Annotated in this window: 12 protein-coding genes; 6 read left to right on the forward strand and 6 right to left on the reverse strand. The window is 71.0% G+C overall.

Annotated elements, in window-relative coordinates; genetic code table 11:
• Nucleotides 1-92 precede the first annotated feature (92 nt).
• Nucleotides 93-542: an iron chaperone gene (locus ACZ6N8_RS13100; protein ID WP_466009786.1), complete on the forward strand. Its 450-nt coding sequence runs from the start codon at nt 93-95 to the stop codon at nt 540-542.
• A 74-nt stretch (nt 543-616) separates the two neighbouring features.
• On the opposite strand, the gene ACZ6N8_RS13105 is transcribed toward ACZ6N8_RS13100, so the two are convergent.
• Entirely contained in the window at nt 617-2161 is a 1545-nt protein-coding gene (locus ACZ6N8_RS13105) for an arabinofuranosidase catalytic domain-containing protein (RefSeq protein ID WP_466009788.1), read from the reverse strand.
• Between the two features lie 188 nt (nt 2162-2349).
• On the reverse strand, nt 2350-4185 hold the full coding sequence (locus ACZ6N8_RS13110; RefSeq protein ID WP_466009790.1) for an RICIN domain-containing protein: 1836 nt from the start codon (nt 4183-4185) through the stop codon (nt 2350-2352).
• 315 nt (nt 4186-4500) lie between these two features.
• Between ACZ6N8_RS13110 and ACZ6N8_RS13115 the strand changes: the two genes are divergently transcribed.
• Both ACZ6N8_RS13115 and ACZ6N8_RS13120 read left to right on the forward strand, forming a co-directional pair.
• Complete coding sequence (locus ACZ6N8_RS13115; protein ID WP_466009791.1) at nt 4501-4641, forward strand: hypothetical protein; 141 nt, start codon at nt 4501-4503, stop codon at nt 4639-4641.
• Nucleotides 4642-4671: 30 nt separating this feature from the next.
• The gene (locus ACZ6N8_RS13120; RefSeq protein WP_466009793.1) at nt 4672-6384 is read left to right on the forward strand and encodes an amylo-alpha-1,6-glucosidase; all 1713 of its coding nucleotides are present in this window, start codon (nt 4672-4674) and stop codon (nt 6382-6384) included.
• On the opposite strand, the gene ACZ6N8_RS13125 is transcribed toward ACZ6N8_RS13120, so the two are convergent.
• Nucleotides 6371-7408, reverse strand: coding sequence for a LacI family DNA-binding transcriptional regulator (locus ACZ6N8_RS13125; RefSeq protein WP_466009795.1), 1038 nt, complete (start codon nt 7406-7408; stop codon nt 6371-6373). The two genes, ACZ6N8_RS13120 and ACZ6N8_RS13125, sit on opposite strands and share 14 nt — an antisense overlap.
• A gap of 158 nt (nt 7409-7566) precedes the next feature.
• Between ACZ6N8_RS13125 and ACZ6N8_RS13130 the strand changes: the two genes are divergently transcribed.
• From ACZ6N8_RS13130 to ACZ6N8_RS13140, 3 genes are all read left to right on the forward strand, one after another.
• On the forward strand, nt 7567-9042 hold the full coding sequence (locus ACZ6N8_RS13130; RefSeq protein ID WP_466009797.1) for an arabinofuranosidase catalytic domain-containing protein: 1476 nt from the start codon (nt 7567-7569) through the stop codon (nt 9040-9042).
• A 183-nt stretch (nt 9043-9225) separates the two neighbouring features.
• A complete protein-coding gene (locus tag ACZ6N8_RS13135; RefSeq protein WP_466009799.1) occupies nt 9226-12153 on the forward strand; it encodes an AfsR/SARP family transcriptional regulator in 2928 nt (975 codons plus the stop codon).
• A 91-nt stretch (nt 12154-12244) separates the two neighbouring features.
• The gene (locus ACZ6N8_RS13140) at nt 12245-12958 is read left to right on the forward strand and encodes a hypothetical protein (RefSeq protein WP_466009800.1); all 714 of its coding nucleotides are present in this window, start codon (nt 12245-12247) and stop codon (nt 12956-12958) included.
• A 24-nt stretch (nt 12959-12982) separates the two neighbouring features.
• On the opposite strand, the gene ACZ6N8_RS13145 is transcribed toward ACZ6N8_RS13140, so the two are convergent.
• The 3 genes from ACZ6N8_RS13145 to ACZ6N8_RS13155 form a co-directional block, all read right to left on the reverse strand.
• Nucleotides 12983-13579, reverse strand: coding sequence for a TetR/AcrR family transcriptional regulator (locus tag ACZ6N8_RS13145; protein ID WP_466009802.1), 597 nt, complete (start codon nt 13577-13579; stop codon nt 12983-12985).
• Entirely contained in the window at nt 13572-14405 is an 834-nt protein-coding gene (locus ACZ6N8_RS13150; protein ID WP_466009803.1) for an alpha/beta fold hydrolase, read from the reverse strand. Before ACZ6N8_RS13150 ends, ACZ6N8_RS13145 begins: the two co-directional genes overlap by 8 nt.
• An 86-nt stretch (nt 14406-14491) precedes the next feature.
• Entirely contained in the window at nt 14492-14851 is a 360-nt protein-coding gene (locus ACZ6N8_RS13155; RefSeq protein WP_466009805.1) for a VOC family protein, read from the reverse strand.
• Nucleotides 14852-15060: the final 209 nt, after the last annotated feature.

Genomic DNA, 15060 nt, shown 5'->3' on the forward strand with positions numbered 1-15060 from the left:
GGAATCAAGAAGCGTCCGCCTGTCGCCGAGCCTAGCCTTTTACCAGGTAGACGGCAGCACGCCGAGCCTCACCAGAGAGAGGGAGCCCGCGAATGTCCGCGAAGACGTCCACGACCCCATCCGACGGCTTCACCGCGGAGGAACGCGCCGCGATGAAGGAGCGCGCCGCCGAGCTGCGTGCCGAGGGCCGCAAGGGTGCGAAGCGGGCCGACGGCCTCCAGGCGGTCCTCGACCGGATCGCGCAGATGGAGCCGGAGGACCGCGCGCTCGCCGAGCGGGTGCACGTGACGGTGAGCGCGACCGCCCCGGACCTGGCACCGAAGACCTGGTACGGGATGCCCGCCTACGCGAACGAGGACGGCAAGATCGTCGTCTTCTTCCAGGACTCCGCCAAGTTCAACTACAGGTACTCGACGCTGGGTTTCCAGGACACGGCCAACCTCGACGACGGTGACCTGTGGCCTGTTGCGTACGCGCTGCGCGCGTGGAGCCCTGAGGTGGAGAAGCGGGTAGTCGAGTTGGTGAAGGCGGCGGTCTCCTGATCGGCCGCGCGGGTGCGCCGGCCACCATCGACTGGTGACCGGCGCACGGGTGTGCCGCGCGCTTCCCGTACAGGTCAGCGGTAGCCGGCGGTGACCACGTTGGCCTGCACCGCGTTCTCGGTGGCGTCGCTGGGATAGCCGGCGACCATGGCCCCCTCGTAGAAGGTGCCGGCGCTGAGGTTCGCGCCGCCGTCGGGCTTGCAGCAGTCCCCGCCGCTGCCCAGGATGATGGCGCCCTGCTTCTTCATCGGGCTGTATCCGGGCGGGAGCGAGCCGTCCCAGAGCGTGTAGAGGTTGCCTGCCTGCGCGTCGCTGCCCTTGATGGCGAAGCGGGTGGTGCCGTTGTTCTTCAGCGTCGCGGTGACGAACTTGCTGGTGAACGCGCGCTGGTTCGGGTTCCAGGAGCTGCTTCCACCGGGGAACAGGCCCCACTCCAGGTCCGCCTGCACCCAGGGCCCGCTGCCGGAGCAGCCGCCGAACCAGCACTGCTTGCCGAAGTTGATGGCGTCCATCGCGCCGGCGGCGTCGGCCTTGCGCGTCGTCTCGCTGTTGCCGTAGTCGAAGCAGCAGCCGCTGTTGACGTGGGTGCCGCTTGTCACCATGTACATGCCCTCGGGAGCCGCGCCGGTCGGCACTCCGGTCAGGTGTCCGTCGCGCCAGTAACTGTTGCCGGGGTTGATGTAGAGCGAGTACGCCTTCGCGCCGCCCACGGTGAGGGACTCCGAGGTGGCGACCGCCGGCCTGCTCTGCGGTGAGCCGGGGACCACGCTCGACCCCTGGTACCAGAGGTCGTTCCCGCGCCCGGACTGGTCGAAGACGACGGTGATCACGCAGGTGGTGCCGGCACAGAACGAGTCCTGTGTCGCCGCGTTGGCGGTGCCGCCCGTACCCGTGAGCCCGATGTTGCGTGTCGTGTTGTCCGACGAGCGCCGGACCTGGTACAGGTTGCCGGCGTACGCCTCGAAGAGAGCCCGGGTGGTGCTGTGCGCCGCCACGCACGGGGTGCCGCCGGAGGCGTAGATGTCGCACGGGCGGGCGCCGGTCGGCGGGTTTGTCGGCGGCGGGGTGGTGGTCGGCGAGGCCCACTGCTGGTTGGCGCCTCCGTTGCAGGCCCAGAGGATGATCCTGGTGCCGTTCGCGGTGGCGGCGCCGTTGGCGTCGAGGCAGAGCCCGGACTGCACGCCGGTGATGGTGCCGTTGCTGTTGACGTTCCACTGCTGGTTGTTCTGGCCGTTGCAGTCCCAGATGATCACCTGGGTGCCGTTGGCGGTACCGCGGCCGGAGGCGTCCAGGCACTTGTTGCCGTACACCTGGAGTTGTTTGGTCGACGTCCACGTCCAGGTCTGCCCGGCGCTGCCGTTGCAGTCCCAGAGTTGCGTCTGGGTGCCGTTCGTGGTGCTGGAGTTGGGCACCTCGAGGCAGCGGCCGGACGGCGTGCCGACGATCGGGGTGCTCCGCCCCGGCTCGATGGCGGCGGCCACCGGGGCGGCGGGGGTGACGCCGATGACGACGAGGATGCCCAGCAGAGCACCCGCCAGGGTGGTCAGACGTCGGGCGCGACTGCGCCTCGGGTTGGGATGGCGGGCTCTGCCTGGCCCACTCGGGGACGGTGTTCGCACGAGGTGGCTCCTCGGAGTCGTGGAGGCGCGGGGATTTGGCGACTCGCCACGGGCGACGGTGGTGGCGGTGGCGAATCGATTCGCGCCGAATCGTATGACGTTTCTTCGATTCATGTCAATGAATGTCGCTGGCCCGGTGGCGCGCCGACCGGTGGCGAACGACCAGCGCACCACCGCCCCCGAGACGCCTAGCGCCCCCAGATCCGCCACGTCTGGTTCAGCGGGCTGCCCTGGCCGACCTGATTGCAGGTCCACTGGTGCACCGCCGCCCCGGCGGCCGTGGAGATCGTGCTGACGTCGACACACTTTCCGCTGTGCCGGGCCACCAGCTGGTAGTCGTGCGAGTCGTTGCCCGCGTAGGTCACCTTGCGGAGGCCGAACTGCTGGTTGAGGCCGTTCAGGCAGGTCCACTGGTGCACGGCGGCGCCGTCCGCGGTGGATACGCCGCTGACGTCGAGGCACCTGCCGCTCTGCTGGTTGACCACCGTGTAGGTGTTTGCCACACCCGCGACCGGGCGGAAGTTCCAGAGCTGCTGGTCACCGCCGTCGCAGTGGTTCTGCTGCTGGACGGTGCCGTCGGTGGTGCTCGAACCGGCGTTGTTCAGGCACTGCTGGGAGTGCTGGGCGACGGCCACCGACTGGAAGCCGCCGTCGGAGGGCGGCAGCAGGGTGATGGTGTACGTGTCGTTCTGGTTGCCGTACGGCAGGGTCACCGTGGCGTTGGTGCTGGACAGGGTGACCACGGTGTTCGAGACCGTCACGGGGCCCTGCACGGCGCCGCCGCCGTTGTGCGGGATGCGCTGCGTGAGCACCCGCACCTGGTTGTTCTGCACGATCCCACTGGTCGTGTCGAGGCGTTGCAGGTTGACTGTCAGGTTCCCGGTGGTACGCCCGCCGCCGACGAGCACCTTCGCCACGCCTGTCGCCTTCGTGGCGAACGCGTCGTACGACTGGCTGGGTGTCACCGCGACGATCTGACCGGTCTGGGAGGCGTAGTAGCGGTAGGCCCACCACTCCCCCTTGGGCTGGTGCTGGCCGGCCGAGTTGCGGATCAGCAGGTTGCCGAGGTCGTTGTGCAGGCTGCCGCCGCCGGCCCAGTTCGCCCGCAGCCCGTCCGCGCGGGCGCGCTCCAACCGTGCGATGTACCAGGCGCCGTCGGCGGGATTCTGCTCGTCGGGGGCGCCGTACTCGTTGATCTGGTACGGCCGGGGGTGGGCGATGCCGCGCGGGTCGAGGGTGGCGTTGGCGGCGGCCACGTTGGCGACCGGGTCACCGGGCAGCGAGTGCCAGCTGACGATGTCCGGCACGGTGTTTGTCGAGCGGACGAACTCCAGGTACTGGTTCCAGAAGGCGTGCGTGGTCGACGGTACGCAGGCGCAGCTCGGCCCGACGATGAGCTGGTTGGGGAACTCGGCCCGGATGCGCTGGTAGGTGCGGCGCCACAGTTCGAGGTACTGGGCGATCGGGCGGTTCCAGAAGATGGTGATGTTCGGTTCGTTCCAGATGTCCCACTGCACGGACAGCCCGGAGGCCCGGACGTCGTTGATGAGCCGGGTCAGGAAGGCGTCGTAGTCGGTCCAGTTGCCGTTGTCCCCGGGGAAGCGGGAGATCCCGGCGCCGTCGGCGCCCCACAGGTCGTGCGGCAGGATGATGAACTGGCCGCCCAGGGCGACGGTCCGGCGTGCCTGGGCGACCGTGGAGTTCCACCGGCGGTCGTAGGTGCCGCCGACCCAGCCGCTGCCGGGCAGTTGCGCGCCCCCGGCACGCATGTACTGGAACTTGACGTCCCGGTAGAAGTGGTCGGCGGGGCCGCTGGCGTTCTCGGTCATTCCGTAGATCCAGCCGGACGCGCGGTAGGCAGGTGTGCCGCCGGTCGTGGAGAAGGTGACGCTTATCGACTCGTCGGCGGCCCGCGCGCCGGGCGAGGCGACTGTCACGGCGGTGGTGGCGGCGAGCAGGCCGACCACGAGTCGGGCGACGAGCGCGCGGGCTCGTCCTGGCCTGCCGTGGGACGGGGTTTTCACGGGGCGGCTCCTTGGTGGGGCGTGAGGGACGCACTCCGGAGGCGGCGCTTGCGAATCGATTCGCAGGGATCGTAGGACCGGACACTGAAGGATGTCAATGAAGTGACGATCGAGTGACAAGTGTGTTTCCCGGTGTCACATCCTTGCGGCTGATCACCCCTTGACCATCGAACGAGGACAGTCCTATCTTCGGGCGAACCGATTCGTCGAATCGTTTCGCCTCAGGTCGGACCGCGTCCGGTGCGCGACTGTCACCACCCGCACACCCATCTGACGATCGACTTGAAGTGAGGCAGCAGATGACCGGACTCAGTCGTGGACGGCGGCAACGACAACCAACAGTGGAACGCCATCATGGCCACCGCTGTGGTCGCCTCCGTCCCGGCCGCCGTGCTCCTGGTCCTGGCCCAGCGGTACGTCTCGACGGGCGTCACCGCCGGCGCAGTGAAGGACTGACCACCCGCCCCAGAAAGGCACCAGCCACCCATGACCGTCGCCCCGTCCGGTCCGGAGTTCTCCATCCAGGACATCCCGTTCAGCTACCGCGGCTCCTGGTTCAACATCTCCCCGGTGGTAGCCGAGAAGACGTACGCCGACGACCTGCACCTGGTCTCCCACCAGACCGGCCTGCACCCCGTCCTGCGTCTCGCACCCGAGGTCCCCGGCGCCACTGTCGTCGCCACGCCCGCGCTGCTGTCCTGGCGGACCGGGCCCGGCCGGATCGACGCGGTCTACGACGGGCCGGACACCCTGCGGATCCGGGGCCGGCGACTCGGGCTGCGGGTGGCGGCGGTCGCCAGCACCCTCACCCCGTTCAGCGGCACCTACCTCTACCTCGATCCGGTCGACGGCGCGCACGTGTTCACCTCCTACGAGACCGGGCGCCGTTACCGGATCACGGTGCTCGCCGGCGCGCTGCGTCGGGCCGGGGGCGTGGAGGCCCTCGGCACCGCGGACCGGTTCCTGGACCTGGCCGGCGACGAGCCGTGGGAGATCGCGATCGAGGAGTACGCGACCGCCCGCCGGCCGTACACGGCGTCCGCCACCTTCGACAGGCTGTGCCGCGACCGCGCTTGTGAGTTCGGCGCGTTCGTCGACGCGGTCGCGCCGTGGCGCGGTCCGGACACCCCGTCCGCCGAGTTGGCCGCGTACGTGCTGTGGTCGGCGACTGTCGGCCCGGCGGGCTTCGTCACCCGACCGGCCGTCCTCATGTCGAAGCACTGGATGGACAAGGTGTGGAGCTGGGACCACTGCTTCAACGCGATCGCCCTGGCCGCCGGCGATCCGGAGTTGGCCTGGCACCAGTTCCACCTGCCCTTCGACCACCAGGACGAGGCCGGTGCGCTGCCCGACTCGGTCACCCACTCGGAGGTCCTGCACAACTACGTCAAACCCCCCATCCACGGCTGGGCGCTGCGCCACCTGCGCCAGCGCCTCCCTCAGCCGCCGGACCGGGCGGCGCTCGCCCGGACGTACGACAGGCTGTCGCGCTGGACCGGGTTCTGGCTCGACGCGCGCCGCGCCCCCGGGCACGACCTGCCGCACTATCAGCACGGCAACGACAGCGGCTGGGACAACGCCACCACCTTCGACGGCGACCGGGTCCTGGAGACGGCCGACCTCGCCGCGTTCCTGGTCTCGCAGCTGACGTGCCTGGCCGACCTCGCCACCGAGTTGGGTGAGCCCGCCGCGCGGTGGTCCCGGGAGGCCGACCGGATCCGTACGGCAATGCTGCGGGACCTGTGGGACGGCGAGCGCTTCACCGCCCGCAGCCCGCGAAGCGGCCGGCGCCGGACGAGCCGCAGCCTGCTCGACCTGATGCCCGTGGCGCTCGGCGCCGACCTGCCCACCCCGGTCGCCGACGCGCTGGCCCGGGGCATCGGGGCGCACCTGACCACGCACGGCCTGGCCACCGAACCGGTCGACTCGGCGCACTACGTCGCCGACGGTTACTGGCGGGGGCCGATCTGGGCGCCCTCGACGGTGCTGGTCGAGGACGGTCTGCGGCGGGCCGGGCACACCGGGATCGCCGACGACATCAGTCGCCGGTTCCTCGCCCTGTGTGAGAAGTCCGGCTTCGCGGAGAACTTCGACGCCGAGACCGGGGCCGGGCTGCGCGACCGCGCGTACACCTGGACGGCCAGCAGTTACCTCATCCTTGCCGCCGCCCACCAGGAGCGGCGGGTCAGTGGCGGGTAGCCGGCCCGGCTCGGCGGGCCCGGACCGGGCCGGTGCTGGATCGCAACGAGACGGGCGGACTGTAGAGGCGGTGACGCGGCACCGCCTGGGGTGCGGCGATGATCTCCAGCAGCAGCGCCACCGCCTCCGCGCCCATCTCGCGCATCGGCACGTCGGCTGCCGTCAACGGCGGCCGGAAATCCTCCGCCCAGTGCTGCGCGGCCACCCCCGTGACGGAGAAGTCCGCCGGCACGGACAACCCGGCGCCGGCCAGCGCACGCTGCATGCCGGGCAGCGCCGCCTCGTTGATGGTGGCCACCGCCGTGACCTCCGGATGCGTGGCGAGCAGTTGCTCCACGCACATCTCCCCGGCGGCCGTGTCATCGCCACAGCAGACGTCGACGCCGGTCAGGCCGCGTTCCGAGACCGCCGCCCGGAAACCGGCGAGCGCCCGGTGGCTGGGGCCGTAGCCGGCCGCCACCAACTCGGCGGAACGGTTGACCAGGGCCACGTGCCGGTGCCCGAGGTCGGCCAGGTGGTGCACGCACCGGGAGATGAGACCGGCGTAGTCGATGTCGATCCAGCTCATCCCGTGCGGGTCGGCGGTCCGACCGATCGTGACGAACGGCAGACCCGTGCGGGTCAGCCGCGTCACCCGCTCGTCCTCCAACCGGATCTCCATGAGGACGACACCGTCGACGCGCCGCCCGGTGACGATCCGCTCGAACGACCGGTCGTGGTCACCGCCGGACGGGGACAGCAGGACGTCGAGGTCGTGGCGGGCGGCCGCCTCGACGACGCTGGCGACGAAGCCCAACTGCATGTCGGTCAACCGCTGGCTCGCCGGCGGGATCACCAGCCCGAGGGTGCGGGTACGCCCCTCCTTGAGGGCCCGCGCGCTGGCGTTCGGGCGGTAGTCCAGTTCGTCGATGACCGCCTGGATCCGCTGTCGGGTCGCTTCGGACACCGCCCGCTTCCCGCTCAGCACGTAGGAGACGGTGCTGCGGGACACTCCCGCCCGGCGGGCGATCTCCCCGATGTTCATCCTCGTCCTCGAATCGATTCTTGCCCCGACACGGGGACGCGCCATGCCTCGCCCCACGAGCATAACCACGCTGGCCATATCCATAGATGCACATTAATCTCATAGGTATGACGTGTTACGTCACCGTGACTCCACACCCCACCACCCGAAAGGATTCGATGCAGATGAGACGGAGACCGGGTCGCTTGCTGGCCGCTGCGGGGACCCTGCTCACCCTCGTCGTCGCCGCCGGCCTCTACGTGGTCTCGGACGCGCCGGGCATCGCCCGCGCCGCCGGCACCGGACCGTGTGACATCTACGCCTCGGGCGGCACCCCGTGCGTCGCCGCGCACAGCACCACCCGGGCCCTGTACGGGGCGTACAGCGGTCCGCTCTACCAGGTCCGCCGCTCGTCGGACAACACCACCAGGGACGTCGGCGTGCTGAGCGCGGGCGGCTACGCCAACGCCGCCACGCAGGACTCGTTCTGCGCCAACACGAGCTGCGTCATCACGATCATCTACGACCAGTCGGGCCGCAACAACCGCCTGACCCAGGCACCACCCGGCGGCTTCTCCGGCCCCGCCCCCGGCGGGTACGACAACCTCGCCGACGCGAAGGCGGCTCCGGTCACGATCGGCGGTCAGAAGGCGTACGGCGTCTACATCGCCCCCGGGACCGGCTACCGCAACAACAACACCAACGGCGTCGCGACAGGCGACCAGCCCGAGGGCATCTACGCGGTCGTCGACGGCACGCACTACAACCAGTGGTGCTGCTTCGACTACGGCAACGCGCAGACCAACGGCCTGGCCGACGAGCGCGCGATCATGGAGACGGTGTACTTCGGCGCCAACAAACAGTGGGGCTACGGCGCCGGTGCCGGCCCCTGGATCATGGCCGACCTGGAGTGGGGGCTGTTCTCCGGGGTGAACGCCGGTTACAACAACATCGCGTCCATCAACCACCGCTTCGTGACCGCCATGGTCAAGGGCGAGCCGAACCACTGGGCGATCCGGGGCGCAAGTGCCCAGTCCGGTGGCCTGACCACCTACTTCGACGGACGACGGCCCGACGGCTACCACCCGATGAAGAAGGAGGGGGCCATCCTGCTCGGCATCGGTGGCGACAACAGCATCACCGGCCGCGGCACCTTCTTCGAGGGGGTCCTGACCTCGGGCTACCCGACGGCGGCCACCGAGGACGCCGTACAGGCCAACATCGCCGCCGCCGGCTACGCGCCGGCCGGGGGCACCAACCCGCAGCAGAACGTCCAGATCGTCGGCGGGCAGTCGAACCGCTGCGTCGACGTACCCAACGGCAGCACCACAAACGGCACCCAGACACAGCTCTGGGACTGCACAGGCGGCAGCCCGCAACGCTGGACCTACACCGCCGCCAGGCAACTCCAGGTGCTCGGCAACAAGTGCCTGGACGCGAACGGCAACGGCACCGCCAACGGCACCCAGGCCATCATCTGGGACTGCCACGGCGGCACCAACCAGCAGTGGAACGTCAACAGCAACGGCACCATCACCGGCGTACAGTCCGGACTCTGCCTCGACGCCAACGGCGCCGGCACCGCCAACGGCACCAAGCTCATCCTCTGGTCCTGCAACGGACAACAGAACCAGCAGTGGGCGCTGCGGAACTGACCACGCGGCGACTCGGGCTGCCCTCGCGAACCCCAGGAGGGTGGCCCGAGCCGCTACTGGCGTTCGCTGTTCCCTGCTCGACCCGATCCCGCTCGTATCCTTGACGGCTGCGCCCGCCCACCTGGCCGTGGAGGCGGACACGAAGCGGCGAACGGCACGAAACACCGGCAAAGGACCACGTCATTGTCCAGATCGACAAGCACCGGCGCCACCGACCCGGGGACCGCGCCGACCGTGGGCGGACGTCTGCACTTCCAGCTCCTCGGTCCGCTCCGGTTCTGGCGCGACGGCGTCGAGGTGAATCCCGGCCCCGCACAACAGCGCCTTCTGCTGGCACTCCTGCTCGCCCGAGTGGGGCGGCCGATCAGCACGGACAGCCTGATCGAGCACATCTGGGGCGACAGCTCCCCCGCCGCCGCACGCAATGTCATCCACAAGTACGTGGGCGCGCTGAGGCGGCTGATGGAGCCCACGATTCCGAGGCGGGAGGACGGCTCGTACCTGCGGCGGCACGGCAACGGCTACCTGTTGTCCCCGGGGCCGGGCACGGTGGATCTGCTGGCGTTCCGTGACCTCACCGAGGCGGCCAGGGCGAGCATCGCCGCCCAGCGCCGGGAGGAGGCCCTCGACCGGTACGTCGAGGCGCTCGGGCTCTGGCGTGGCGCCGCCGGCGACGCGCTGGCGTACGGCCCGTCCGCGACGTCGATCTTCACTGCCCTCGACACGGAACTTCTCGACGTGTGCGGGGCCGCGGCCGACCTCGCGGTGGCGCTCGGCCAGCCGGCCCGCGTGCTGCCCTCCCTGCGGCTGGCCACCTCGATCGCGCCGCTGCACGAGCAGGTGCAGGCGAGCCTGATCCACACGCTGGCCGCCGCCGGGCAGCAGGCGGAGGCCCTGGCCGTGTACCGGACGGTCCGCGCCCGCCTCGCCGAGGACCTGGGCCTCGACCCGGGGCAAGGCCTCCAGGAGGTGCACCGGCAGGTGCTGGAGCAGGCGGTGACGCCGGCCGGCCCGGTCGGTGCCACCCCGACGGCGCCCGCGCCGGAGACCGCCGGGACGATCGCCTGGGCACCGCTGACCCGGCCGGCGCAGCTGCCGCCGGATCTTCCCCTCTTCGTCGGCCGCACCGAGGAACTCGCGACGCTTCACGAGTGGCTCAGGACGTGTGACGGCGGGCGTACCGGCCCCCTGATCGTGGCGCTCGACGGCATGGGCGGGGTCGGCAAGTCGACGCTTGCCGCACACTTCGCCCACCGGGTCGCCCACGAGTTCACCGACGGCCAGCTCAGCCTGGACCTGCGCGGGCACGGTGTCGAGGACGCCGTCATGCCGGCCGACGAGGCCCTGCGCTCGCTGCTGTCGTCGCAGGGCGTCCGGGTGTCCAGCATGCCGGAGACCCTCGACGCGCTGGTCGGGACGTGGCGCAGCCTGACCGCGGGACGGCGCATCCTGATCCTGCTGGACAACGCCCAGGACCTCGGGCAGGTACGCCCCCTGCTGCCCAACTCGGCGCGGAGCCTCGTACTGGTGACGAGTCGCAGACCCCTCGTCGGGCTCGCGGCTCTCGACGGGGCCTGCCTCCTGCACCTCGACCCTCCGGACATGCCGACCGCCCGTGCGCTGCTCGAACGCCGGATCGAGCGCACGCCCGGACGGTCCACCGCGTCCGGCGACGCCCTGGACGAGATCATCGAACTGTGTGGTCGTCTGCCGCTGGCACTGGCGATCCTGGGCGGCCGGTTGAGCGCGCGTCCCCGACTCTCGCTCGCCACCCTGGCCAGCGAGCTGCGCGACGACACGCGGCGACTGTCGTCCTTCCCCGGCGGCTCCGGAGTGTGCGACCCCCGGGCCGCGTTCGCCTGGTCGTACCACCAGCTCAGCCCCGACGCGGCGCGGCTCTTCCGGCTGTCCTCCGCCGCCCTGGCTCCCGGCATCTCCGCCGAGGCGTGCGCCAGCCTGGCCGGGATCCCACCGCTGGCCGCTCGTGACCTGCTCACGGAACTCACCGACGCGGCCCTGCTGGAGGAGGACGACAGGAGCCGCTTCACGTCCCACGTCCTGGTGAAGGCGTACGCGCAGGAGCTGTTCCTGGCCGAGGAGTCCGAGGCCGACCGGAACGCGGCGGTGACCCGCCTGCTCCAGCACTACCTGCACAGCAGTCACCACGCCCTGGCGGCGCTGAAGCCGAAGGGCACCCTTGCGGCACCGCCCCCGCCGTACGCCTGTGTCGTCGCGGAACTGCCGGACACCTTCGACGCGGCCGTCCGCTGGTTCGACGACAACCACGAGATCCTGCACGAGGCGGTACGCGTCGCGGGTGAGCGTGACACGGGCGTCCTCGCGTGGCAGCTCGCCCTCAGGATGCAGTCGTGGTTGCAGCGCAGTGGACGTTTCCATGACTGGCAGGACGTCATGCGGCTGTCGCTGCGGTCGGCCCGCGAGAGCGGGGACCGGGTCGGCGAGGCACACGCGCTGCGGAGCCTGGGCTGCGCCAGGCACTTCTTCGGGGCCGACGAGGAGGCCCTTGAGCTGCTGTCGGACGCGCTGAGGATCTTCGTGGACGAGGGAATGCTCCTGGAGCAGGCAGTGGTGCACCTGAACCTGCACCGCACGTACGGCGCGCTCGGCAGGCACGAGACCGCCATCGAGAACAGCGAACGGGCCCGTGCCCTGTACCGGAGCGTCGGCGTCGAGGACGCGGAGATCTGGACGTCCGAGGCCCGAGGGCGGTCCCTCGTGCTGCTCGGCGCCACCGACCAGGCAGGGCATTCTCTGCGGGCGGCGCTCGCGCTCGCCGAGAAGGCAGGGCGCAGGACCGACGAGCCCGAGATCCGGATGTCCCTCGCGCGGTACCTCGTCGAGACGGGCCGTTCGGACGAGGCGGTGGAGCAGCTCGACCAGGCCGTCCGGGTGGCGACCGCGACGCGGAACAGGATCGACGCCTTCCAGGCCGAGATCCTGATCCACGACACGCGGCGGTCCCTCGAGGACGTGGTGGGGGCCGGCCGCGCGTGGCGCAACGCCCACGACACGATGCGCGCCATGCAGAATGGCGGAACCCCGAGCATGCGGGAGGCGGTCCGCGAACGGGCCGGGGCCGCCTGCCGATGACCGTGGCCGGTCGCCACCCCTTCAGCACCGGACGGGGTCCGACGCACTAGCATTGCCGCGGTCCGGGACGGCTCTGCTGAAACGAGGCGAGATGGGTTGGCTCCAGCGGTTGCTGGGTGGCGGGCGGGTCCAGCTCGATCCGCAGCGGCAGCAGGCGCTGCTGCGGGACGTCCGTCAGAGGTACGGCGCCCACGCGCGGATCCCGTTCGCCCAGCAGGTCGAGGCGGTCACCGGAGTCCTCGGCGGCGATGACGGCCTGGTGGTGGCGGCGGGGATCGTGAGCCAGGTCGCCGACGAGGCCCACGCCGACCTGCAGGCCCAGGCCCAGGACTACCACCGACGGACGGGTCGACGGCTGCTGGTGAACCGCCGCAACTACCGGCCACTGTGGAAGGAGGTCGGTCCGGCGCTGCGGTGGCCCCTGTTCGCGCTGCCGTGCGGCTACCACCCGTACGCCCAGCTGGCCGCCGCCGTCTCCGTGGTCGGCGGCCAGGCGCGCCGTCTCGAGCGGGTGACCGATCCGGTCCCGGTCGTGACCCGCGTGTTCGAGGTGCTGGACCTCACGACCGCCGGCTGGGAGTACGGCCGGGTACGGGTGGACACCGACGCCGCCGCCCTGGTCGATCGACTGATCTCGAGCGCCGCGCAGGTCCTCGCCGCCATGGACGATCCGCCCCGACTGCCCCCGGCGGTCCGTGAGCTGATGCGCCGCAACAACACGGTCGGCGTGCACGATCCGGCCGGGCCGCGGGCGGTGGGCGCGATCAACCTGGGCGCACGGCTGCGGGAGCAACTGCTGGTCTGACGACACCCGGTGGCGGGGCGGCGGTCACGCCGCGTCCCCGGGGCTCGCCGAGTCACCTGACCTGTCGGCTCCCAGGCCGCTGATCAGAGTCTCGACGAGGAAGCGGTAGCTGCGGTCGACGTCGCGGGGCAGCCCGAAGCCGCCGGCGCTCTCCAGGCTGGCGAAGCCGTGCAGCGCCGAGCGCAGCGCGCGGGCGGCGTCGATGGCATCGGCGCCCGGCGACCCGAAGCCGGCCAGGACGTCGAGCAGGATCCGCAGGGCCTCGTCGCTGGCGCGGCGGTCCTCCTCGTCATCGAGGTCGGGCGCGCGGACGGTGGCGGCGTAGCGGCCCGGATGGTCGAGGACCCAGCGGCGGTAGGCGTCGGCGAACGCGCGGACGGCGTCCGGGCCGGATCTGCCGACGGTCGCCCGGACCAGCGTGTCACCGAGTTCGCGTCGGGCCTGGATGGAGATGCCCCGACGCAGCGCCTCCAGCGAGTCGACGTGTTTGTAGAGCGACGGTGTCCGGACGCCGACCCGTTCGGCCACCAGGCCCATCGACAGGTTGGCGAAGCCGACCTCGTCGGCGAGCGCGGCCCCGGCGGCGACGACCGCCGCCGGGGCGAGGCCGGCCCTAGGCATGGGCGTTCGCGCGCAGGAAGGTCAGCACCAGCGAGGTCACCTCGTCGGGGTACTGGGCGTGCGGGTAGTGGCCGGCGCCCTCGATGATGTCGAGCCGGCCCAGACCCGCCGGAAGCGCGGCGACGATCGCCTCGCCCTCGGCGCGCGGGTCGGCCCAGTCCGGGTCGAGCGTGCCCTCGACGATGAGCACGGGGCAGCGGACGTTCGCCAGCTGCGCCCCGGCGTCGACGGGCGCCGACTGGCCCATCTTCTGCAGGGCCTTCATCCGGCCGGGCTCGCGCATCATGGCGTCGACGCGGGCCATCCGGGCGGCCCAGTCGGCCGGCTTCCTGCCCGGGTACGCGACCTCGAGGTAGCTGCGCCAGAGCGGCACGCTGCCCAGCAGGCCGGCCCCGAGCAGTCGGATCATGCCCCTGCGGTAACGGCCGACCCGCAGGTCGCCCAGCCTGATCGACTGCTTGCGGGTGAACGGCGCCAACTCGACGATGCCGGTGACCAGGTCGGGTGCCTGGGCGGCGGCGATGGTGGCGGCCCCACCCGAGATCGAGTGACCGACAAGCACGGCCGGGCCGCCGAGGTGCCTGATCACCGCGAGCAGGTCGCCGGCGATGTCGGTGCGGCTGTACGACGGCCATCGGGCGCTCGACTCGCCGCAGCCCCGCAGGTCGACCGCCGCCACCCGGTAGCCGGCGGCCGCCAGGCGTGGGGCGACGAAACGGTACGCCTCGCGGCTGTCCCCCATGCCGTGGGCGAGGACGACGAGTGGTCCGTCGCCTGTCACCTCGTACGCGATTGTGCCGCCGTCGACTGTCAGGTGTTCGGTCATCAGCTCTCCCCGGTTAGCTATCTGCGTTAGCTTTAAGCTAATACGATTAGCCGACAGCGTCAAGGTGACGTCTGACGCACCGACGGTCAGGTGTCGGCCTCCAGGGCGAAGGTGTTGCCGTCCGGGTCCTGGAACCAGGCGATCCGTCCACCTCCAGCGCGCGGGGTGATCCCCCGGGCGTCGTGGTCGAACTGCTCGTAGCGGACGAACTCGACACCGGCCGAGGTGAGTTCGTCGACGATCCGGTCGAGGTCGTCGACGTACCACGTCGCCAGCGTGGCCTGGGTCTTCCCGGCGGTGACCGACTGGTAGACGTTCAGCGCCGGCCCGCCACCGGAGCCGTAGATCCGGCTACCGCCGGCGATGGTGGCACTGGGACCAGACCGCAGCACCGGTAGGCCCAGCTTGCCCTCGTAGAAGGCGACAGCCGTCTGGATGTCGGACACGGCGATCGACGCTCTGAGGTGGTACGCGCTCAATGGCATGTCCCACTCTGGCACGCGGCGGTGTCGGGTCGACGTCATTCAGGCGGCGGCCCGGCACCACCTCTCGCATGGCAGGGCGGGCACGGCCCGGAGGCCGTGCCCGCCCGTGTGTCGTGTGGTCAGCGTTGCAGGGTCAGGAGGCCGGGTCGGTAGGGCAGGAGGCCGTAGTC

The organism is Micromonospora sp. NPDC047521, assembly GCF_055587305.1.

What these genes read in the sequence shown, in the direction of transcription:
- ACZ6N8_RS13100 (WP_466009786.1), top strand. Translation starts at nt 93, where the DNA reads ATGTCCGCGAAGACGTCCACGACCCCATCCGACGGCTTCACCGCGGAG.
- ACZ6N8_RS13120 (WP_466009793.1), top strand. Translation starts at nt 4,672, where the DNA reads ATGACCGTCGCCCCGTCCGGTCCGGAGTTCTCCATCCAGGACATCCCG.
- ACZ6N8_RS13125 (WP_466009795.1), bottom strand. Translation starts at nt 7,408, where the DNA reads ATGAACATCGGGGAGATCGCCCGCCGGGCGGGAGTGTCCCGCAGCACC.
- ACZ6N8_RS13130 (WP_466009797.1), top strand. Translation starts at nt 7,567, where the DNA reads ATGCAGATGAGACGGAGACCGGGTCGCTTGCTGGCCGCTGCGGGGACC.
- ACZ6N8_RS13140 (WP_466009800.1), top strand. Translation starts at nt 12,245, where the DNA reads ATGGGTTGGCTCCAGCGGTTGCTGGGTGGCGGGCGGGTCCAGCTCGAT.
- ACZ6N8_RS13145 (WP_466009802.1), bottom strand. Translation starts at nt 13,579, where the DNA reads ATGCCTAGGGCCGGCCTCGCCCCGGCGGCGGTCGTCGCCGCCGGGGCC.
- ACZ6N8_RS13150 (WP_466009803.1), bottom strand. Translation starts at nt 14,405, where the DNA reads ATGACCGAACACCTGACAGTCGACGGCGGCACAATCGCGTACGAGGTG.